We start from the raw sequence: 21,522 nt of genomic DNA on the forward strand, positions 1-21,522 counted from the left end.
GCATGTCCTTATCAAACCCGCTCGAACAACACGGCGATGCCTTGGCCGCCGCCGATGCACATGGTCGCCAGGGCATAACGGCCTTGGCAGCGATGCAGTTCGTGAATCGCTTTGGTGGCGATGATCGCGCCAGTGGCGCCCACCGGATGGCCCAGCGAGATGCCCGAACCGTTGGGGTTGACCTTCTGTGGATCGAAGCCCAGTTCTTGCGCTACGGCACAGGCTTGGGCGGCGAAGGCTTCGTTGGACTCGATCACATCAAGGTCGGCAACGGTCAGGCCGGCGCGCTTGAGCACCAAGCGGGTGGCGGGAATCGGCCCCAGTCCCATCATCGACGGTTCAACGCCTGCGTGGGCATAACCCACCAGTCGAGCCATAGGCTTGAGGCCTTGTTCCTGAACAGTCTGGCCCGTGGCCATGATCAGTGCGCCGGCACCATCATTGAGGCCGGACGCGTTGCCGGCGGTGACGCTACCGTCTTTTTTGAAGGCGGGTTTCATACGGCTCAATTGCTCGGCGTTGACCTCAGCCCGAACATGCTCATCCGTCGCAAACGTAACCGTCCCTTTGCGGGTTTCAATTTCGATCGGCACGATCTGCCCGGCAAAACGCCCTTCGGCAATCGCCCGGGCAGCACGCTGCTGGCTGATTAGCGCCAATTCATCCTGGGCCTGACGCGTGATGCCATAGTGCTCGGCGATATTTTCAGCGGTAATCCCCATGTGGAAACCGGCAAACGGGTCTTGCAGTGCCCCAAGCATGTAGTCGACGGCCTGAATGTCGCCCATGCGTGCGCCCCAGCGCGCCTGCGGCAACAAGTACGCGCCTCGGCTCATGGACTCGACGCCGCCTGCCAGCGCAGCGCCCGCATCCCCCAGCATCAAACTTTGCGCGGCACTGACAATCGCCTGCAAACCCGAGCCGCAAAGGCGGTTGACGTTGAAGGCGGGGGTCTCTTTCGTCAGGCCGGCATTCATCGCGACCACCCGGGAGATGTAGGCATCGCGTGCCTCGGTCGGGATCACATGTCCCATCACTGCATGGCCGATGTGCTCGGGCGCCAGGCCTGAACGTTCGATGGCGGCGCGGCAAACGTCGGTTGCCAACTGAATAGGCGGCACATCCTTGAGTGAACCGCCAAAACTGCCGATGGCAGAACGAACGGCGCTCACTACAAAAATATCGGAATGGTTCATGTCGGCTCTCTGAATAGGTCTTTTTTGTTGGGCACGAGTCTAGAATCAGCAGCGCCACTGGCCTATGCCAAAACTGTTCAAGGGTGATGGCGTTTTTTGCCATATTCAGATGTGACGAGAGAGGCATTCAAATGCGGGAAACGGATTCGGTGGCGGTTTACTTCATGTACCCCATGATCCATGCACTACGTGAAGAACCGCAGCGTCTGCGGTCAGTGCTTGAACAAGTGGGAATTGATCCGGCATTGATGGATCAGCCGACGGCACGGGTGCCGGCCACGGCTTTCGCCGCGTTGTGGCTGGTGCAGATTCGTGAGTTGAACGACGAGTTTTTCCGGTTGGACTCCCACGGTATGCCACCGGGCAGTTTTGCCTTGATCTGTCGGGCATTGATTCAGGAGCCGACGCTGGAAAAAGCCATGCGTCAGTGCCTGGCCAATTTCGCCCTGTTCCTGCGTGATTTTCGTGGCACGTTGAGTGTGCGTGGCAAGCGTGCGGTCATCAGCTTGCAGACCCGTGCGCAGAACAGCGAGGTCAGCCGGTTGGGGGAAGAAACGTTTCTGGTGTTGATGATCAGCCTGCTGTGCTGGCTGGGTGGGCGGCGCATTCCGATCGATCGTGCGGACTTTCGTCATCAGCGTTTGTCGCTGCGTGATGATGCCATGCTCTGGGGGCCCAACTTGACCTTTGGCACCGAACGCACCGAAATCGAGTTCGCCAGTCACTACCTGCGCCTGCCGGTGATTCAAGACCTTGCTTCGTTGAAAGTGTTTTTACGCACCGCACCGCAATGGCTGGTGATCCGCTTCCGCAACCAGCATGGGCTGACGTCGCAGGTTCATCAGCGCCTGCGCCACAGCCATTACAGCGAATGGCCGACCTTGCAGGCCTTCGCCCTGGAACAGCACCTGAGCCCCAGCACCTTTCGCCGCAAACTGGGACGTGAAGGCTGTTCGTATCAGGAGATCAAGGATGAAGTGCGGCGCGCGGTGGCGTTTGACCGGTTGCGCCAGAGCAAGGCGAGCATCAGCGATATTGCCGAGCAGTTGGGATTTCAGGAGCCGAGTGCGTTCCATCGCGCGTTCAAGAAGTGGACGGGGGAGAGCCCGGGGCGGTATCGGGCGCGGTTTCAGGCCTCGGAGGCAACTGATTCATGAATTGCGCTTGCTCGCGATGCGCAGACCCGCGAGCAGTTCCTCCGTGCCATGACGCTGAACATCGGCCCTGTAACGCCTCAACCGCTTACCGCTGCGTTGCCACTTCTGAGGCCCGTTGCGCCATCACAAACAAAGTCAATAAATGCTCGTAACTTTGGCGTCAGGTAGCGGCTCGACGGCCATACCACCTGGATGTTCAGAGTGCGCAGCACTTTGTCGTCCAGTATTGACACCAGCTCTCCGCCCGCCAGTGCCTCGCGCACCGCAAACTCAGGGACGCAGGCGATGCCCAGGCCTTGGCGGGCCATGTGGATCAGCATTTCAAGATTATTGCAGACCATCGTGGCCGGTACTTTCAACTCAGCACCTTCGGCAAGCCCCGGCAGTGGCCATTTTTCCAGTTTGCCCGTGGAGGGCAGTTTGTAATGCAGGCAGTGGTGCTCCTGCAGTTGCTCGACATTCTGCGGGTAGCCGTGGCTCGCAAAGTAACTGGGGGCGCCGACGAGGTAGAAGCTGAAGCTGTCGAGTTTCCTGGCCATTAACCGGGAGTCGTGCAACTGGCCAGTGCGCACCACGGCGTCGAATCCTTCCTCGACCACATCCACCAGCCGATCGGTGAAGTCCAGTTCCAGCTGGATTTCTGGATAGTGCTGCATGAATCGTGAGAGCTGCATGAACAGCACGTTGCCCAGCAGCGGCAGGCTGATGCGCAGTTTACCTCGCGGTGTCTCGCTGAAGCTGGAGAGTTCCTGCTCGGCGGCTTCCAGTTCGTTGAGCACCCGGCGGCAGCGCTCCAGAAACAACGAGCCTTCGCTGGTCAGGTTGATGCTGCGGGTATTGCGATGGAACAGGCGTGCGCCGAGTTTCTCTTCCATGCGCGCGATGCTCTTGCCCACCGCCGAGGCGGAGATCCCCAACAAACGACTGGCCCCAACAAAACTGCGGCTTTCGGCGACCTGCACAAACACCGTGATGCCATTGAGCTTATCCAACACTCACTCCTTTGATTGCGGACAAAAAGGTCCGTGGACCTCGGAATTGTAGCCTCTGTTTCCTGACAACGGCCCCCTCTACCCTCGAGACATCGAGTCATTCATCCAACTATTCAGGCCCGCCAATGTCAGTCAACGAACCGCTCCGCCCATTACAGTCTCTACGCTCGCGCATCGACGCGGTGCTGGAGCAGACCTTGCACGATCAGCGCCTGGTGGGCGCGGTGGTGCTGGTGGCTCACCGCGGCAAGCTCATTTACCAGCGCGCGGCCGGGTTGGCCGACCGCGAGACGCAGTTACCGATGCGCGAGGATGCCTTGTTTCGGCTGTCTTCGGTATCCAAGCCAATCGTTTCGGTGGCGGCACTGGCGCTGATCGGCCAGGGCAAACTCAACCTGGATGACGACATCAGCCGCTGGCTGCCTTACTTCAAGCCGACCCTGAGCGACGGCCAGCCAGCGACGATCACGGTGCGTCAATTGCTGAGCCATACCGCCGGCTTCACGTATGGTTTTCTGGAAAGCGATCAGGGTGGTCCTTATCGTGACGCCGGTGTGTCCGATGGCATGGAGCGCAGCAATCTGACGCTAGAAGAAAATCTGCGTCGCCTGAGCCACGCGCCCTTGTTGTACAAACCGGGCAGTTCGTGGGGCTATTCGATTGCGACCGATGTCTTGGGCGGCGTGATTGCTGGGGTCACCGGCACCTCGCTTGCCGCCGCAATCGACGCGCTGATCGCCAAGCCACTGGGTTTGCGCGATATCGGTTTCAGCGTGTCCGACGCCAGCCGCCTGAGCCCGGCGTACCTGAACGATCAACCACAGCCGCGGCGCATGAAAGAGCTGGAAGTGGTGCCGGTTTTCGAAGGCACCGCCGGCATCAAGCTGGAGCCGAGCCGGGCCCTCGACCCACAGGCTTTCAACTCCGGTGGTTCGGGATTGATCGGCAGTGCCGGTGAGTTCCTCCAGTTGCTCGAAACCCTGCGCAAAGGCGGGGCGCCGTTGTTGCCTGAAGCGCTGGTGGAAGAAATGGCCACCAACCAGACCGGCGAGCTCGAACTGGAAAGCTGGCCCGGTCGCGGCTTCGGTCTGGGCTTTACCGTGCTCAAGGACCCGGCCGCCGCCCAGACGGCCGAGTCGGTGGGTAGCTGGCGATTGGGCGGTGCGTATGGACACTCCTGGTTTGTCGACCCGGTCGAGCAACTGACGGTCGTTGCCTTCACCAATACCGCCTTCGAAGGCATGTTCGGACAATTTACCGTCGACCTGTGCAACGCCGTTTATGGGGCGAATAACAGTGACCGCAACAAAGTCGTGGTCACGCTGGAGTCAGACTCATGAAAATGCTCCATCCGATCTACTTTCTCGCTCTAGGTCTGTTTGGCGTTTACACCATTGAGTTTGGCGTGGTCGGAATTCTTCCGGTGATCATCGAGCGCTTCGCGATCAGTGCGTCCCAGGCCGGCCTGTTGGTGGGGCTGTTTGCGCTGATCATTGCGGTCTTCGGTCCGGTTATGGTCTTGCTGCTGTCGCGCTTCAATCGCAAGAAGATCCTGACGATTGCATTGTTCATTTTTGCCGGCACCAGCGTGCTATCGGCCTACGTACCCAACTTTGAATCGCTGATGGTGCTGCGGATCATCCCTGCATTGTTTCACCCCGTGTACTTTTCCCTGGCCTTTGTCGCGGCCGTTTCGCTGTACCCACCGCAGGAGTCGACCCGCGCCGCCGCCAAGGCCTTTGTCGGCACCAGCATGGGCATGGTGTTGGGGGTGCCGTTGACGACGCTGATCGCGGCGCAGTTTTCCTATGAAGCGGCGTTTCTGTTCTGCGCCGTGGTCAACTGCATTGCCGGTCTGGGGATCATTGCCAAGCTGCCGGACGCGCCCGACAAACAGCGGGTTTCCTATAAAGAGCAACTGGCCATTCTGCGCAAGTTCCCGCTCTGGCTGAACATCACCGCCTCGACGCTGATTTTTGCCGCGATGTTTTCCGTCTACAGCTACTCAGCCGAGTATCTGGCCAAGGAAGCGGGCATGAGCGCGCAGATGATCAGCATCCTGCTGGTGGTTTTCGGTATTGGCGGCGTCGCGGGCAATTTGTATGCCGGCAAGCTGATCGGGCGGAACATGGTTCGGACAACCATCCTGCACCCGATCCTGCTGGCCAGTACCTATGGGCTGTTGTACCTGTTCGCCGGCCCGTCCCTGATGACCATGCTGGTTATCGTGGTGATCTGGGGCGCGACCCATACCAGCGGGCTGATCGTCACGCAGATATGGCTGACCTCAGAAGCGCCGGAAGCGCCCGAATTCGCCACCGGCATTTATATCTCGTTCATCAACCTGGGCGTGACCATGGGGTCAACTACGGGTGGGTGGTTCCTGGCACGCATGGGCTTGCAGGGCACCCTTTACAGCGGTTTGTTATTTGCCGCGCTGGCCGTGTTGGTCATCGTGATTAAAGTCCTGTTTTTCAGTGCCGAGCCGCGCAAGGGAGGCGCGCAGATCGCCGCGGATTGAGTTGAACTCGTCATGCGGCTCAGGCGAGAGCATGCGATTGGCTTTGCATCGCTCGTTCAAGAAAGTCGATGAATGCGCGCACCTTTGCATTCAAAGCCGATCGCTCGGTGACGCAGGCATAGATGTGCATCGGCTCAGGCTCCGCGCAAGCTGCGTTGCGACTGCCCGGCTCGAACAACGGGAGAAGGCGGCCGCTGTCGATCAATGGTTGAGCGATAAAGCTCGCCAGACGTGCGATCCCGCCGCCGTTTACAGCAATCTGCGCGATAGTGTCGATGTCATCGCAGATGAAGCCCGGGTTGACTTTGGCCTCGAAGCGGCTGCCATTGAGTACAAAGGTCCAAGGCAGAAAACGACCATCCGTTGGATAGCGAAAGACAAGGCAAGTGTGTTGCTTCAGCTCCTCAGGTGTTGTCGGTATGCCCGCACGGTCGAGATACGCGGGCGCCGCGCAGAATACGAAAGGAAACGAAGCGATATGCCGGACAATGAGCTGATCGTTCAGTTGCGCTTCGATGCGGATACTGACGTCGACGCCCTCCAGCCGATGATCAACGCTGCGATCCGTATTGATCAGTTCGATGTCGATGCGCGGATAGGCGTCCTTGAACGCGGGCATTAATGGCGCGAGTACATGCCGACCAAATGCCGCAGTGGTGGCGATGCAAAGCGGCCCCTGCGGTTTGGTGGCGACCGTGGCAGCTTGCGAGGCGAGATCGATATCGCCCGGGATGTGACGCACTTTCTCGAAATAGCGAGTGCCGCTTTCGGTGAGCGCCATACTTCGGGTTGTACGAGAGAGCAGGCGCACGCCCAAGTGGGCTTCGAGTCGCGTGATGCTCTGGCTGACCGCTGCGGCGCTCATGCCTTGGGCACGGGCCGCCGCCGCGATGCTGCTGTTTTCTACCACACGGATATAGGTATTGATCAAACCAAGAATATCCATCGGGCCCTCATGCTCGATTCGTTGATTTTGCTTAAGAAAGATTCAAGCGCAACGCGTCTACCGGCGCGTTTGGCAGCTTGCTAGGTTAGCCGCTCTTTCGCCACTCAAGATTGACAAGGCTTAAATCAATGTCCGATAGAACAGCTAAAAATACCGTGCGTTTTCGCTTGCCTAAACATGCCACGCCTTACGTCTTTGCTCTTTACATGGCAACGATCATGGCGTTTCTCATGTGTCTCGTCATTACCCTAGCGGAATTCGGAATAGGTGAACATTACATGGAAAATGTGATGAATGCGTACCGGGTGGCAATGCCTTCGGCATTCATCTGCGTGCTCGTCGTGCGCCCATTGGTTGCCCGACTTGTGGCGTGGACCGTGCAGGGCCACTGAGGGAAAGACACTGCCATAAGGAGGTGGAGCGCAAGTGATCGTATGACTATGGTTGAACCCGGTACTTTGCCGTCATACCGGGAAATTGAAGGTCCATCGGGCAGCGTTCCCCTGGTTCTCTTGATTTAATCCTGATATTGGCCGGTGTCTCTTTGAGACAGACGGCCATTTTTCAGATTGACAGCGGGGTAGGGGTGTCGATATAAAAAGCACAGTTGTACGACGACAGACGATTAATCGACTGCTCAACCCTTAACAATAAAAAAAGTGTCGGCCCCCATCATGAACTCAGCCTGTTTTCTCACCTCCCTAAACGCCCCTTCTAAAGATGCAATCCTGGCTGCTGGCATTTGCGCGCAGCACTCCGACTGCATGCGCGTCGTTGCACCTGATGATTACTCAAGTTAATCGCAAACACCCAGGAGTCTGAATGGCCTTGGCGCGGACCCATCGCGTTGTGGCGATGCTCTACGACAATTGATCTCGCTTAAAACCGAGACTTCATCACCCTAATCCAACAATAAAGTGATGCCATGAATCTGAACGAGCCCATCAATGCTCAGCGAATCGGCCAGGCTGTCGGCAACTATCGCTGGACTATCTGCGCGCTGTTGTTTTTTGCCACTACCGTCAATTACCTCGACCGCCAGGTATTGAGCCTGTTGGCGCCGGATCTATCGACGCAATTTGGCTGGAGCAATAGCGATTACGCCAACATCGCCTCCGTTTTCCAGTTTGTGTACGCGATTTCCATGCTGTTCGCCGGTCGCGTGGTCGACAAGATCGGCACCAAGACCGCCTATGTGGTAGCGATCTGCATCTGGTCGGCCGGCGCGGTCATGCACGCCTTTGCGGAGCCGATGGGCGAGGGTATTGCCGGCATCAGCAGCGCCTTGGGCCTTGCCGTCATCCCTGTTTCGATCGCAGGCTTCATGGTGTCGCGCGCCGTGCTGGCGATAGGCGAAGCGGGCAACTTCCCGATCGCAATCAAGGCCACCGCAGAATACTTCCCGAAGAAAGAGCGTTCCTTCGCCACCGGCATTTTCAATTCCGGTGCCAATGTGGGCGCGATCCTGGCGCCGATCTGCGTGCCGCTGATCGCCAGTCTGTGGGGCTGGGAAGCGGCTTTCATCGTGATCGGTATGTTGGGCTTCGTTTGGGTGGGCGTCTGGATTGCGCTGTACGAGAAGCCGGAGCAGCAAAAACGCCTCTCGGCGCAGGAACTGGCTTACATCCGCAGCGACCAGGTCGTGCAGGCGGTCACTCGCCCGGTATCGGGTGTTGCCGACAAAAAAGTATCCTGGTTCAAATTGTTGACCTACCGCCAGACGTGGGCTTTTGCTTTCGGTAAATTCATGACCGACGGCGTGTGGTGGTTCTTCCTGTTTTGGCTTCCCACCTATTTGTCGGCGCAATACGGCATGAAAGGCCAAGCCATCGTGATGCCGTTGGCCGTGCTGTACAGCATGACCATGATTGGCAGTATCGGCGGCGGCTGGTTCCCCAGCTATTTCATGTCACGCGGCGACGCGCCGTATGACGGTCGCATGAAAGCCATGCTGGTGATCGCATTCTTTCCGTTGCTGGTGTTACTGGCGCAGCCATTGGGTTACATCAGTTTCTGGGTGCCGGTGCTGCTGATTGGCGTGGGCGCGTCGGCGCACCAGGCATGGTCGTGCAACATTTTCACCACCGTGTCTGACATGTTTCCGCAAAAATCCATCGCTTCGGTGGTCGGTATCGGCGGTTTGGCAGGCGGCTTGGGCGGCGTAGTGATGACCAAGATCGGCGGTTGGGTGATCGATCACTACAAACTGATCGGCGATATTCATACCGGCTACATGATCATGTTTGCCATCTGTGCCTTGGCCTATCTGGTGGCATGGAGCGTCATGAAGGCGCTGGTACCACGCCATAAGGAAATCACCGATCTGTAAACGGCTGGCACCCGTCAGCCAGCGAGGGCTACGCACTGCGACGCATTTTGTCGCAGTGCGTGACTTGATCGCCTTCCTCTGAGCCTCCGCCACCCATGTGGTCGACGAAGTCCGGCCTGTCGGTGCCGACTATCGGATTGCCATAAACGAAGGAAGGCGTACGACGCCCTTGCCTGGCAATCCGCTATTTGGCCAATAACCTGCACCAGAAACCTCTCTCCAGCCCGTGATAAGGGCGACAGCACGTTATAGAGCATCCTCGTTTCGTCGCCGATCGCTTGCGCTCCTCGCCGTGGGGTCATTGTGGGGGAGGAGGCGATCCGGCCAATTGCTCCACACAGTCGTTCGGCATGATCTAAGCTCCAGAAGATGGTTTTTGCGAGCAGGGGTTTCAATGCGGAGCACACCTGAAAACAGCCTGAAAAATGCGTTGAAAGCCTGTAGAGACAGCTTTATTTCTGTTGGTTTTTTCAGCCTTTTCATCAACGCGCTCATGCTCGTTCCCACCTTCTATATGCTTCAGGTGTATGGGCGAGTGATGACCAGCGGAAGCCTGACAACTCTGGCAATGCTGACGCTGATCATGACCGGGCTGATCATCACGCTCGGCTCCCTGGAATGGATCCGTTCGCGCATCATGGTTCGGGTCAGTACCCGACTGGATGTGTTGCTGAGTCGCCAGGTCTATAAGGCCAGTTTCAAACGGGCGCTGGACAGCGGTGGCATGGATGCTTCGGCCCAGTCGCTCAACGACTTGACGGGTTTGAGACAGTTTCTCTCCGGTAATGGTTTGTTCGCCTTTTTCGATGCGCCCTGGTTGCCTATCTACATCGCCGTGATGTTCATGTTTCACCCCTGGTTTGGCTGGGTAGCGACGGGCAGTGCGCTGCTGTTGTTATTGCTCGCGTTTATCAATGAGAGGCTGACGGGGCCAACTCTGGCTCAGGCGAACAAGGAACATATCGGCGCGACGCTCTACACCACGAAAAATCTGCGCAACGCTGAAGTCATCGAGTCCATGGGCATGCTTGAAACCCTGATGGACCGTTGGGGGCATCGTCAAAGAAACGTCCTGTTGCTGCAGGCCCAAGCGAGCGACAGAGGTGCCATAATCAGCACGCTTTCCAAGACCTTCCGGATCCTGGTGCAATCACTGATCCTTGGCCTGGGGGCCTACCTGGCCGTGGACCATCAAGTGGGGGCAGGCTTGGTGTTTGCCGGGGCCGTGCTGCTAGGGCGTGCATTGGCCCCCATCGATCTGATCATCGGCAGTTGGAGGGGCTTTATTGCGGCTCGCTCGCAATACGGCCGTCTCAACGACATCCTCGACAAACAACAGGCCCAGCCCGAGCGTATGTCATTGCCTGCGCCTCAGGGGCACGTGCAGGTAGAGAATCTGGTGGTTGCGGCACCTGGTTCGAGAACCCCGATCATCAACAACATGAGTTTCAACGTACCTGCCGGCTGCGTTGTCGGCATCATCGGTCCCAGCGCCGCGGGTAAATCGACCCTGGCCAGGGCATTGATGGGGGTATGGGCACCGCTGCATGGCGTGGTCCGGCTCGATGGCGCGGACATCAGCGCGTGGGATAAAGATGAACTTGGACCGTATATAGGTTACTTGCCCCAGGACATTGAGCTGTTCGAAGGCAGCATCAGCGAGAACATTGCCCGCTTCGCCGAGGTCGACTCGGTAAAAGTCATTCAGGCTGCCAGGACCGCTGGCGTTCACGAAATGATTTTGCAATTGCCCGATGGCTACGACACCGTCATCGGCAGTGAAGGCCTCACGCTGTCGGGAGGGCAGCGCCAGCGCATCGGACTGGCCCGCGCCCTGTATGGCAGCCCGCGACTGATTATTCTCGACGAGCCCAACTCCAATCTTGACGAAGTCGGCGATCGCGCCCTGGTGGCAGCCATCCAGCAGATCAAGCAGAGCGGCGCGACCCTGTTTGTCATTACCCACCGAACCAACATCGTGTCGCAACTGGACCGGCTCATGGTGATGAACGCAGGGGCTATCAGTCTTTATGGACCACGCGAGCAAGTGCTCGCCGAACTTGCGCAGAAACAACAGGCACAAAAGCACGCCATGTCGGCAGGCGCCACCATGGCTTCGGTCAAAACCAGCAAGGGCGATGCCGATGAACCCTACGATGCCCAGTCGTCAAATTGAAAGCTTCGCCGGCCTGCCGACATCTGATCGTAAAGCACGCCGCCTGGGCATTGGTATTGTCGGGGTGACCTTTGGCCTGTTCGGCACCTGGGCGGCGCTTGCACCCCTGGACGGTGCCGCTTACGCGCCGGGGGTGGTCACCGTGCAGACTTACCGCAAAACGGTCCAGCATCCTGAAGGCGGCATCGTCAAAGCGGTACTGGTCCATGACGGTGACATCGTCAAGCGTGGTGATCCGCTGATCATTCTTGATGATGCCCAGTTGCGCTTCGAATACGAGATGACCCGAGGCCAGCTGGTCGCCACCAGAGCCATGGAGGCAAGACTCAGGGCCGAACGCGACACACTGTCGGCGATCAGCTTTGGCGAGATAGCCGATCCGGATAGTCTGCGCGGCGTGGAGGCGCGTCAGGGCGAGACCCAGGTATTCAACGCCCGGCAGGGCTCGCGGCTGGGTCAGATCTCGGTGTTGCGCGAACGCATTGGCCAGTTGAGTCAACAGATCAAGGGACTGGAATCGATGATTGCTGCCAAGGTTCATCTGGAGAAATCCTACAGCGGTGAAATCGTTGAATTGACCGACCTGCTCAAGCAAGGGTTCGTTGACAAACAACGTCTGCTCGATCAGGAACGCAAGCTGGGGATGCTCAGGTCGGAGGTGGCTGATCACCGTTCCGCTATTAACAAGACCCGTCTACAGATCAACGAAACACAGTTGCAGATTCTGCAAATTGACAAGGATTTCAATACTGAGGTGGTCAAGGAGCTGGCCGAGGTACAGACCCGGATGTACGACCTGCAAGAGAAAACCTCGTCCCTGGAAGACCGGCTCAGTCGTATTGTCATCCGCGCACCCGACGCGGGCATGGTGATTGGCATGACCGTGCACACCATCGGTGGTGTGGTAAGCCCGGCGACGCCGCTGCTGGATATCGTTCCATCGGTTTCCGAGCTGGTCATAGAGGCCCAGGTGGCGCCGGTGGATATTGATCGTATCGGCATCGGCAAGCGGGCCGATATCCGTTTCGGCGCGTTCAAAAGCTCGACCACTCCGGTGATCGAAGGCGAGGTCAGCAGCGTATCGGCTGACCGGCTGGTCAACGAAAAGGCCGGGACGGCCTATTACCTGGCGCGGGTGCGGGTAACCGAGGAGGGCGTGCGCACCTTGGGTGAGCGCAAATTGTTGCCGGGGATGCCGGCGGACGTATTAATCATCACCGGGCAACGCACATTGTTGCAGTACTTGATGCAGCCTGCTCGCGATGCCATGTCTCAATCGTTGATCGAGGAATGACCATGAGCGCATCAGCAGTTTTGCTGGGCGGTGTGTTCATGCTTGCGGCGGGTACCGCTCTGGCGCAAACCATTGCGGCCACGCCGACCGGTGTCAGTGCCTCGACATTTTCCACCGACCTCATGCAGTTGTACCGTGAGTCGAGGCTGGAAGATCCGCGGGTATTGGCCTCCTATGCGCAAGCGCAGGCGGGTAAGGAGCATCAGCGCGAGGCTATGGGGGCGCTGTTCCCGCAGGTCTCGCTCAATGCCGGGACGAATCGGATTCATCAGGAGAGCGATCTGGTGCAGCGCAGTTACGATAGCGAAAACTACAGCTTGGTGCTGCGTCAGTACCTCTACAACAAGGCCGCGTGGGAGAACTACCAAAAATTCAAAAGCCTGGCCAAGCAGTCCGAATCGCAAGCGCTGGATGCTCAGGCCGAGGCCACAGTGGACCTGGCACAGCGTTACTTCACCGCGCTGGCCGCCGAGGATGAACTGGAGTTGGTGAGGGCGGAGCGTCGAACCACGCAAAAGAGTCTGGACCGAGTCAATGCGTTGTATGAGAAGCAGCTGGCAATGATTACTGATCAGCTCGACCTCAAGGCCCGGGTCGATTTGCTGGCGGCGCAGGAACTGGATGCCCAGAACCAGGCCAGTATCAGTCGCGAGGCCCTTGCGGAGATCGTCGGCCGGCCGGTCAAGGAGAAGCTCAACCGGATTCGCGATGACGTGCAACTACGGGTTTCGGCGCAGAGCCTGGAAACCTGGGTGCGCGAGGGTATAGCGCTAAACCCGGCGCTCAAGGCCAACGAAAGCGGTGTGGAAGCCGCGGGCGCTGCGTTGCGCAGCGGCAAGGGCGGGCACTATCCGACCCTGAGCCTTACGCTGAGCGCGCAGCAGACCAACGAGGGCTACAACAATACCCTGGCGCCACGCACCGACAGCTATGTCGCCGGGATTGGCGTTCAGGTGCCGCTGTACAGCGGCGGCTCGACCTCGGCGCGGGTCCGTGGGCTCTATCAGGATCAGATTACCGCCGAGCAGGAACTGGAAGCGATCCGGCGCCGGGTGGTCAAGGAGATCACCAGCGCTTACCTGACCGCCAATTCGAGCGGAGAAAAGATCAGTGCGAGCCGCAATGCCTTGGCCTCGGCACAGCTGTCCAGAGTGGCCGCAGAGAAAGCGCTCGATTACGGAATGGTCAATGCCGTCGATGTACTGACCAGCGTACGCAACGAATTCCGGGCGCGTCGTGACCTGCTCAAGACGCAATACGAATTCATCACGAATGTCCTCACGCTCAATCGTTGGGCGGGAAAGCTGCCTACCGAAAGTGTCGAAAGCGTTAATGGCTGGTTGAGCTCCGGCAGCTCCAGCCAAAACTTCACATCCCCCTGATCCTGCCGCAACATCGACTCTGTCGCCGATAAATTGACGCCAGTATTGTGATTACGTCTGCGCGTAAGCCATTCGTCGGTTAATTGACGATTTCGGTCGCGGTCAGACCTAGGTCGCAGGTCGGCCGTGGAGAACCTAAGATATTGATTTTAAAGGGTCAAATTGGCGTTTTTGACAACCGCTGGGTTACCCGCATGAGGCGTGAGTCGACGACTGGCGGATGGGCGTGCTGGCAGTGTGCTGGTCTGGCCTAGACTCAGTTGAACAGATCGAGGGAGCACGTCATCACGCGCAAGTGATTGATGATTATTCCTATTTATGTTGCCTCGATGGCTTTGCCCGGCTTTCGGAAACGCCCGCAACCCCTGCTTGTGAAGCCAGTGGGAAGGGCCCCAAAAATGAATACCCGGGCAGGCACCGTTAAGGCCTGTCGGCGTTCGCATCTGTCTTTCGATCACGATGGGCAGGTGAGCGAGCTGCTGATTCAGGAAGGCCAAGGGAGGGAGGTCATTAATTCTTCAAGGGAGTCAGGAAAATATGACGACCCACAAAAAAACAATACGTGTGATGCTGATCGATTGTCGTCCCCTCGTTCTCATGGGTCTTCAAGATTTGATCAATGCCAGGAAGCCTCAGATGGAAGTGAGCGGCCAGGCCACCACCTACACCAATGCGCTGGATCTTGCCGATCAGTTGCGCCCCAATGTGATTTTTTTCAGTTTTTTTCCAGATGCGTTGAACCCTTTGGAAGTCGTTGCGGGACTCACCCGCAACGCCGAAATGAAAGTGCTGGTGCTCAAGGGTTTGTACGAAGCCATCCCCGTTGCCCAGGCAATAGAGGCGGGCGCACGGGGCATCGTGCTGGCGGAAGACCCGACGGAATCGATCATCCAGGCCATCATCACAGTCCATCATCGCGACACCGGACTGGATAGAGCCTGGGCCGGTGGGCTTTCCGGCTATGCCGCGACCGGGAATATCCATTTGAAATGCAATCTGGAGCAGGCAAAACAGGCGCGGCTGACGCTACGCGAGAGGGAATTGATTCGCGCCATTGTCGGGGATCCGTCCGCCAAATACATGAGCATCGCCGGGCGTCTGGGCATCAGCGAGCACACCGTGCACAACCACCTCAGCAACATCTATCAAAAGCTTGATCTGATCAACCGCATCGATTTGCTGATGTATGCGCTGAAGCACGGGCTCACCAACAACGAAAAACCGCCCGAGTCCACGTGGGTGGAACTGGATTTGGTTTCACGTCAAAAAAAGACGTTTTGACACCCTTGGGCGCGTCTGCCGCAGGGTGCCGGGGTTGATACGAGCGTGCGGATCTAATATTGGAACTGACAAAACAATGCGAGGGTGGCTTGCGCCACCCTCGCATTGTTTTACGCGCGTTTCTCAGACGCTGCCGTAAACAATGTCGCTACTCAGAAGATCGACCCCGACCAAGGTGATGGTCGTGACTTGTCCGCCCGTTTCGGCAACCGTCACGATGCTGTCTGCGCCGGTGTTGTCGATCGATTGGACAACCGCACTCTGGTCGCCATTGAGCACCAAGGTGTCTCGCAGGTTTGCGTCCGCATCGAAGCCAGTGACCTGGTACTGGTTCTCATCGACTGACAAATCGATGTTGAAGGCATCACGCTCACCGCCCGTGCCCGCCAGCGTGAAGTCGAAGGTGCCGGTCAAGTCGTTGGCGAACAGGTTGGCGTCGAACGTACTCGTTGCCGAGTCCCCATCCTTGTCGGTCAGCGTCGCGTTGAACGTCAGCTGGACATCGCTGGCCAGGCTCTCGCTCTCCTGAATGAACTGGATCACCGGGATCTTGATCTCGCCTCGGGCCATTGTGAGCTGAACAGCGTCGATCAGATTCGTGCCGTCGCTCTCAATGAGGAAGGATACCTGTCCGCCTGCCTCCGGAGTCAGGGTGTTCACTTCGATGAGGTTCGAGAACGTGCCATCCTCGTAGAAGGCCCTGTAGTACAGGTCCTCGGTCGCCGTGTTGTAACCTCCCACGGAGTTGTCGATGAAGACCCTCATGCCCGTCAGCAAGCTCTCCGGATTGACGACGAAACTTTCATCGGCAGCGCCGATTGCCGCCAGGTTGTCTCCCTGGAACAGGTTATTGGCGACGCCGATGCCGGCGGTGCTGACGTTCATGGCCCTCGGGTCGATGTACGAGGGCAGGGGGTTGGTTTGTAGCGTTGTTTCGGTGGGGTCGGGTTCTCCAAGCCCGATTCCGCTCAGGATGTCCGCAGTCGACGCAAGCGCCTTCGCGGTAAAGAACACAATCTCCTCAGATGGCGAAGGAATAGTCGGTGGATCCTGCTCTGGAATTAACAATGTACGCACTGGATCCGGACCGCCGGCACCGAGCGCGCCGTCGGCAGTGCTGAGCACGATCTCTGAACTGAAGCCTTGCACCAGATCCAGTGCATAGCGGCCATCGGCATAGGCGGTCAGCGTGTAGTCGACGCTGGTATCCGCTGTGGCGGCGTTGTTGTCGAAATCGCCGGTCAACGTCCCGGCGAATTGGTACGCACCACTGCCGTCCGGTGAGGGCGACTGCTCGGTGAGCGTGGCGGTCCCGGTCGTGGTCGTGTTGTCTGGCCTGACGAGGGTGAACGAGCTATTCACCGAAATATCCAGACCGGCCGCACCCAGCCCGTCGGCACCCGCCGAATGGTCCCAGAAGCCGAATTGCGGCAGGACGCTACCGGTGCCGATCAGGTTGCCGAATGCCAGTGATGGGCCGTCGTCCTCGAACACCAGGTTCTTCCCGATGTTGAGGGTTGCCTGGGCGCTGTCGCCGTCCTTGTCGGTGATGGTTGCTGTCAGCGTCACCAGATTGTCCGCCGACAGCGTCGTCGAATCATCGGGATTGGTCGCGTCGGGATGCACCACGGCGCGCAGCTGGTCGAGGGTGACGTCACCATTGGCGGCGACGCTGACCGTGAACACCAGCAGGTTGGTGGTGGCCGTGCGGCCTTGCACCACGCCACCGTTGAGCGACAGGTTGACCGCCTCGCCGGTGGCCGTGTCGGTCAGTCCCGAAGGGCCGGCCGTCATGCCCAGCGCATAGGTCAGCGTGCCGGCGCCATCAGCGCCAAACGCGGAGCTGAAGTTGGCGGTAAAGCTCTGGGTGGCGTCGGTTGTCAGGACCGTTTCGTCCACCGTCAGTATTGGCTCCGTGCCGGTGGTGTGGATGCTTGGTCCGTCGTCTTCGAACACCAGGTTCTGGCCGATGTTGAGGGTCGCCTGGGCACTGTCGCCGTCCTTGTCAGTGATGGTTGCCTTCAGGGTGACCAGATCGTCCGAGCTCAGGCTCGTCGCATCATCGGGATCGGTGGCATCGGGATGCACCACGGCGCGCAGCTGATCGAGGGTGACGTCACCGTTGGCGGCGACGCTGACCGTGAACACCAGCAGGTTGGTGGTGGCCGTGCGGCCTTCAACCACGGCGCCGTTAAGCGACAGGTTGACCGCTTCGCCGGTGGCCGTGTCGGTCAGCCCCGAAGGGCCTGCCGTCGCGTCCAGCGCATAGGTCAGCGTGCCGGCGCCATCAGCGCCAAACGCCGAGCTGAAGTTGGCGGTAAAGCTCTGGGTGGCATCGGTCGCCAGTACCGTTTCATCTACCGTCAGCGTTGGCTCGTCGCCGGTGGTGTGGATGCTCGGTCCGTCGTCCTCGAACACCAGGTTCTGGCCGATGTCGAGGGTCGCCTGGGCACTGTCGCCGTCCTTATCGGTGATGGTGGCCGTCAGCGTGACCAGATCGTCCGAGCTCAGGCTCGTCGCATCATCGGGATCGGTGGCATCGGGATGCACCACGGCGCGCAGCTGGTCGAGGGTGACGTCACCGTTGGCGGCGACGCTGACCGTGAACACCAGCAGGTTGGTGGTGGCCGTGCGGCCTTCGACCACGGTGCCGTTGAGCGACAGGTTGACCGCTTCGCCGGTGGCCGTGTCGGTCAGCCCCGAAGGGCCTGCCGTCGCGCCCAGCGCGTAGGTCAGCGTGCCAGCGCCATCAGCGCCAAACGCCGAGCTGAAGTTGGCGGTAAAGCTCTGGGTGGCGTCGGTCGTCAACACCGTTTCGTCTACCGTCAGCGTTGGCGCGTCGCCGGTGGTGTGGATGCTCGGTCCATCGTCCTCGAACACCAGGTTCTGGCCGATGTCGAGGGTCGCCTGGGCACTGTCGCCGTCCTTGTCGGTGATTGTCGCCGTCAGGGTGACCAGATCGTCTGAGCTCAGGCTCGTCGCATCATCCGGATCGGTGGCATCGGGATGCACCACCGCACGCAGCTGATCGAGGGTGACGTCACCGTTGGCGGCGACGCTGACCGTGAACACCAGCAGGTTGGTGGTGGCCGTGCGGCCTTCAACTACACCGCCGTTGAGCGACAGGTTGACTGCTTCGCCGGTAGCCGTGTCGGTCAGCCCCGAAGCACCGGCCGTCATGCCCAGCGCATAGGTCAGCGTGCCGGCGCCATCAGCGCCAAACGCCGAGCTGAAGTTGGCGGTAAAGCTCTGGGTGGCGTCGGTTGTCAGCACCGTTTCGTCTACTGTCAGCGTCGGTTCGTCGCCGGTGGTGTGGATGCTCGGTCCATCGTCCTCGAACACCAGGTTCTGGCCGATGTTGAGGGTCGCCTGGGCACTGTCACCGTCCTTGTCAGTGATGGTTGCCGTCAGGGTGACCAGATCGTCCGAGCTCAGGCTCGTCGCATCATCGGGATCGGTGGCATCGGGATGCACCACGGCGCGCAGCTGGTCGAGGGTGACGTCACCGTTGGCGGCGACGCTGACCGTGAATACCAGCAGGTTGGTGGTGGCCGTGCGGCCTTCGACCACGGTGCCGTTAAGCGACAGGTTGACCGCTTCGCCGGTGGCCGTATCGGTCAGTCCCGAAGGGCCTGCCGTCGCGCCCAGCGCATAGGTCAGCGTGCCGGCGCCATCAGCGCCAAACGCCGAGCTGAAGTTGGCGGTAAAGCTTTGGGTGGCGTCGGTGGTTAGCACCGTTTCGTCTACCGTCAGCGTCGGTTCGTCGCCGGTGGTGTGGATGCTTGGTCCGTCGTCCTCGAACACCAGGTTTTGCCCGATGTTGAGGGTCGCCTGGGCACTGTCACCGTCCTTGTCGGTGATGGTTGCCGTCAGCGTCACCAGATCGTCCGAGCTCAGGCTCGTCGCATCATCGGGATCGGTAGCATCGGGATGCACCACGGCGCGCAGCTGGTCGAGGGTGACGTCACCATTGGCGGCGACGCTGACCGTGAATACCAGCAGGTTGGTGGTGGCCGTGCGGCCTTCGACCACGGTGCCGTTGAGCGACAGGTTGACTGCCTCGCCGGTGGCCGTATCGGTCAGTCCCGAAGGGCCTGCCGTCGCGCCCAGCGCATAGGTCAGGGTGCCGGCGCCATCAGCGCCAAACGCGGAGCTGAAGTTGGCGGTAAAGCTCTGGGTGGCGTCGGTGGTTAGCACCGTTTCGTCTACCGTCAGCGTCGGTTCGTCGCCGGTGGTGTGGATGCTTGGTCCGTCGTCCTCGAACACCAGGTTTTGCCCGATGTTGAGGGTCGCCTGGGCACTGTCACCGTCCTTGTCGGTGATGGTTGCCGTCAGCGTCACCAGATCGTCCGAGCTCAGGCTCGTCGCATCATCGGGATCGGTGGCATCGGGATGCACCACGGCGCGCAGCTGGTCGAGGGTGACGTCACCGTTGGCGGCGACGCTGACCGTGAACACCAGCAGGTTGGTGGTGGCCGTGCGGCCTTCGACCACGGTGCCGTTGAGCGACAGGTTGACTGCCTCGCCGGTGGCCGTGTCGGTCAGCCCCGAAGCACCGGCCGTCACGCCCAGGGCATAGGTCAATGTGCCCGGACCATCAGCGCCGAACGCCGAGCTGAAGTTGGCGGTAAAGCTTTGGGTGGCGTCGGTCGTCAGCACCGTTTCATCGACCGTCAGTACTGGCTCGGTGCCGGTGGCGCTGACGCTTGGTCCGTCGTCTTCGAAGTTCATCTTGGAGCCGATTTCGGCGATCGTAGTAGAGGCTTCGCGCAGCGTGAAGCCACCGATATCAAAATCGGCGTGGTTATCGCCCCTGGCGTCGAGGGCCGCCCCGTTCTCGATGAGCACGCGGTTGTGGTCCGACGTTGTGGTGTATTCAATCTGGTAACCGGCCAGAACGCCGGTGATGGTTGCAACCCCACCAGTAAAGGTGATGGCAATGGACGGATCATTCACCGAACCGTCTGAATTCTCGATCACCTGCCCGGTGCTGATGTTGGTGACGAGCACATTGGTGATGGCAACCGCCGTATCACCTGTATAGCCGTTGACGAAGTTCACGCCAGGTTCAACAGCGGTGTTGAATGCGCTGATTTTGACCACCGCAGTCTTGCCGCCTTGCAACTGCACGACGTCGAAACTGGCCGACGTCGAATTGAAGACCCCGGTAAAGTCGATGTTGGATTCAACATCTGCTTCGGTCTGACTCAGGTTGGGAACGGTCACATCCTGCCTGGCGCCCGTGACGAACGTAAAGCGGATGCCTTCCTGTTCCGTAATCATCTGGTTGTTGGTGCCGATGGTGGTCGGGCCACCTCCCTGGCTGGTATTGATCGTGTCGCCAGTGTTGATATTGGCGCCGCTCGACTGGTCAGCGGGGTTCTTGCCGGTGGCGATGATGGTGGTATCGGTGATCCGCACGACACCATCGACCGTTTCAGTGGTCGGGTTCGCTTTCGTGAACATCAAAAAGAGGTTCTGACCGGAGGGCGCACCGGCGAGACTGAATCCCTGGTCCTGGGTAGCTCCGATGAACACCTTATCCAGCAGATTGAGCGAATCATCGGGGTTTGTAGCATCTGGATGCTTGAGCGGTTGGTATTCCACGGTCCAGATCTTGCCGCCGGTGACCGGCGATCCGGTTTCTTCGATGTAGGCCGCGAACACGATGGCGCCATCTGCGCCCCCGGCTCGGCCCAGAAGAATGTTGTTGTTCGTATCGGTATAGAGAAGGATGCTGGTGCCATCGAGGGTATCCAGTCCACTGTCCAGACCATCGAGTGGTGCACCAGCGCTGTCGACGAAGCTGATGTCGCTAGTGCTTCCTCCACCGGTGATGGTGAACGCATTGGTGCCCGTGTTGCCCGCGGCACCGGTATAGCCACTCAAGGCCGCACCCGTTGCGGTACCGGCTCCAAGTGCGGTCAAGCGGGTAGAGAAGGAAGCGGGCAGGGATGCCACCAGAATGTCGTTGTCGTCAGCGTCTCCTGCAGGGGTTGGCGTGGCGGTGGCGTTCTGTAACCCGGCCGTCTCGTCCAGCACAACGTCCTCGCCTGTGATTGCAATAGCCATGATTTTTCTCCCGAGCAATTGCGGTCATTGAGGTCTGACCATTGACCTCTACAACTATGACTAAGCGCCGGAAATTGCGCATCGGCCGAAACTCCCAAGTGGGATGGGAGTTTCGGCCTAGTCGTCCTCGTTGGTAGTTTGTCGCAGGGTGCCCAGGTTGATGCGAGCGTGCGGAT

Annotated in this window: 13 protein-coding genes; 9 read left to right on the forward strand and 4 right to left on the reverse strand. The window is 59.3% G+C overall.

Annotated elements, in window-relative coordinates; translation table 11 throughout:
- Positions 1-11: 11 nt before the first annotated feature.
- Complete coding sequence (locus ACZ9IM_RS27535) at positions 12-1,196, reverse strand: acetyl-CoA C-acyltransferase family protein (RefSeq protein WP_476225523.1); 1,185 nt, start codon at positions 1,194-1,196, stop codon at positions 12-14.
- A gap of 131 nt (positions 1,197-1,327) precedes the next feature.
- On the opposite strand from ACZ9IM_RS27535, the gene ACZ9IM_RS27540 reads away from it, so the two are divergent.
- Entirely contained in the window at positions 1,328-2,353 is a 1,026-nt protein-coding gene (locus ACZ9IM_RS27540) for an AraC family transcriptional regulator (RefSeq protein WP_427624701.1), read from the forward strand.
- 77 nt (positions 2,354-2,430) lie between these two features.
- Here the strand turns inward: ACZ9IM_RS27540 and ACZ9IM_RS27545 are convergent, their stop codons facing one another.
- Positions 2,431-3,345, reverse strand: coding sequence for a LysR family transcriptional regulator (locus ACZ9IM_RS27545; RefSeq protein ID WP_427624699.1), 915 nt, complete (start codon positions 3,343-3,345; stop codon positions 2,431-2,433).
- A gap of 125 nt (positions 3,346-3,470) precedes the next feature.
- Between ACZ9IM_RS27545 and ACZ9IM_RS27550 the strand changes: the two genes are divergently transcribed.
- On the forward strand, positions 3,471-4,685 hold the full coding sequence (locus tag ACZ9IM_RS27550) for a serine hydrolase domain-containing protein (RefSeq protein WP_476225525.1): 1,215 nt from the start codon (positions 3,471-3,473) through the stop codon (positions 4,683-4,685).
- The gene (locus ACZ9IM_RS27555; RefSeq protein ID WP_476225526.1) at positions 4,682-5,866 is read left to right on the forward strand and encodes an MFS transporter; all 1,185 of its coding nucleotides are present in this window, start codon (positions 4,682-4,684) and stop codon (positions 5,864-5,866) included. Before ACZ9IM_RS27550 ends, ACZ9IM_RS27555 begins: the two co-directional genes overlap by 4 nt.
- A 19-nt stretch (positions 5,867-5,885) precedes the next feature.
- On the opposite strand, the gene ACZ9IM_RS27560 is transcribed toward ACZ9IM_RS27555, so the two are convergent.
- Entirely contained in the window at positions 5,886-6,812 is a 927-nt protein-coding gene (locus tag ACZ9IM_RS27560) for a LysR family transcriptional regulator (protein ID WP_476225527.1), read from the reverse strand.
- 128 nt (positions 6,813-6,940) lie between these two features.
- Between ACZ9IM_RS27560 and ACZ9IM_RS27565 the strand changes: the two genes are divergently transcribed.
- The 6 genes from ACZ9IM_RS27565 (at position 6,941) to ACZ9IM_RS27590 (ending at position 15,274) form a co-directional block, all read left to right on the forward strand.
- The gene (locus ACZ9IM_RS27565) at positions 6,941-7,204 is read left to right on the forward strand and encodes a DUF2798 domain-containing protein (RefSeq protein WP_123494915.1); all 264 of its coding nucleotides are present in this window, start codon (positions 6,941-6,943) and stop codon (positions 7,202-7,204) included.
- A gap of 533 nt (positions 7,205-7,737) precedes the next feature.
- The gene (locus ACZ9IM_RS27570; RefSeq protein WP_476225529.1) at positions 7,738-9,141 is read left to right on the forward strand and encodes an MFS transporter; all 1,404 of its coding nucleotides are present in this window, start codon (positions 7,738-7,740) and stop codon (positions 9,139-9,141) included.
- A 394-nt stretch (positions 9,142-9,535) separates the two neighbouring features.
- Positions 9,536-11,317, forward strand: a complete 1,782-nt coding sequence (locus ACZ9IM_RS27575) for a type I secretion system permease/ATPase (RefSeq protein ID WP_476225545.1) — start codon at positions 9,536-9,538, stop codon at positions 11,315-11,317.
- Entirely contained in the window at positions 11,298-12,611 is a 1,314-nt protein-coding gene (locus ACZ9IM_RS27580; RefSeq protein ID WP_401171013.1) for an HlyD family type I secretion periplasmic adaptor subunit, read from the forward strand. Before ACZ9IM_RS27575 ends, ACZ9IM_RS27580 begins: the two co-directional genes overlap by 20 nt.
- 2 nt (positions 12,612-12,613) lie before the next feature.
- Positions 12,614-13,993, forward strand: a complete 1,380-nt coding sequence (locus ACZ9IM_RS27585; RefSeq protein WP_476225530.1) for a TolC family outer membrane protein — start codon at positions 12,614-12,616, stop codon at positions 13,991-13,993.
- Positions 13,994-14,530: 537 nt separating this feature from the next.
- Positions 14,531-15,274, forward strand: a complete 744-nt coding sequence (locus ACZ9IM_RS27590) for a response regulator transcription factor (protein WP_123494908.1) — start codon at positions 14,531-14,533, stop codon at positions 15,272-15,274.
- Positions 15,275-15,397: 123 nt separating this feature from the next.
- Here the strand turns inward: ACZ9IM_RS27590 and ACZ9IM_RS27595 are convergent, their stop codons facing one another.
- Positions 15,398-21,346: a DUF5801 repeats-in-toxin domain-containing protein gene (locus tag ACZ9IM_RS27595; protein WP_476225531.1), complete on the reverse strand. Its 5,949-nt coding sequence runs from the start codon at positions 21,344-21,346 to the stop codon at positions 15,398-15,400.
- Positions 21,347-21,522: the final 176 nt, after the last annotated feature.

The organism is Pseudomonas sp. TE12508 (assembly GCF_056279485.1).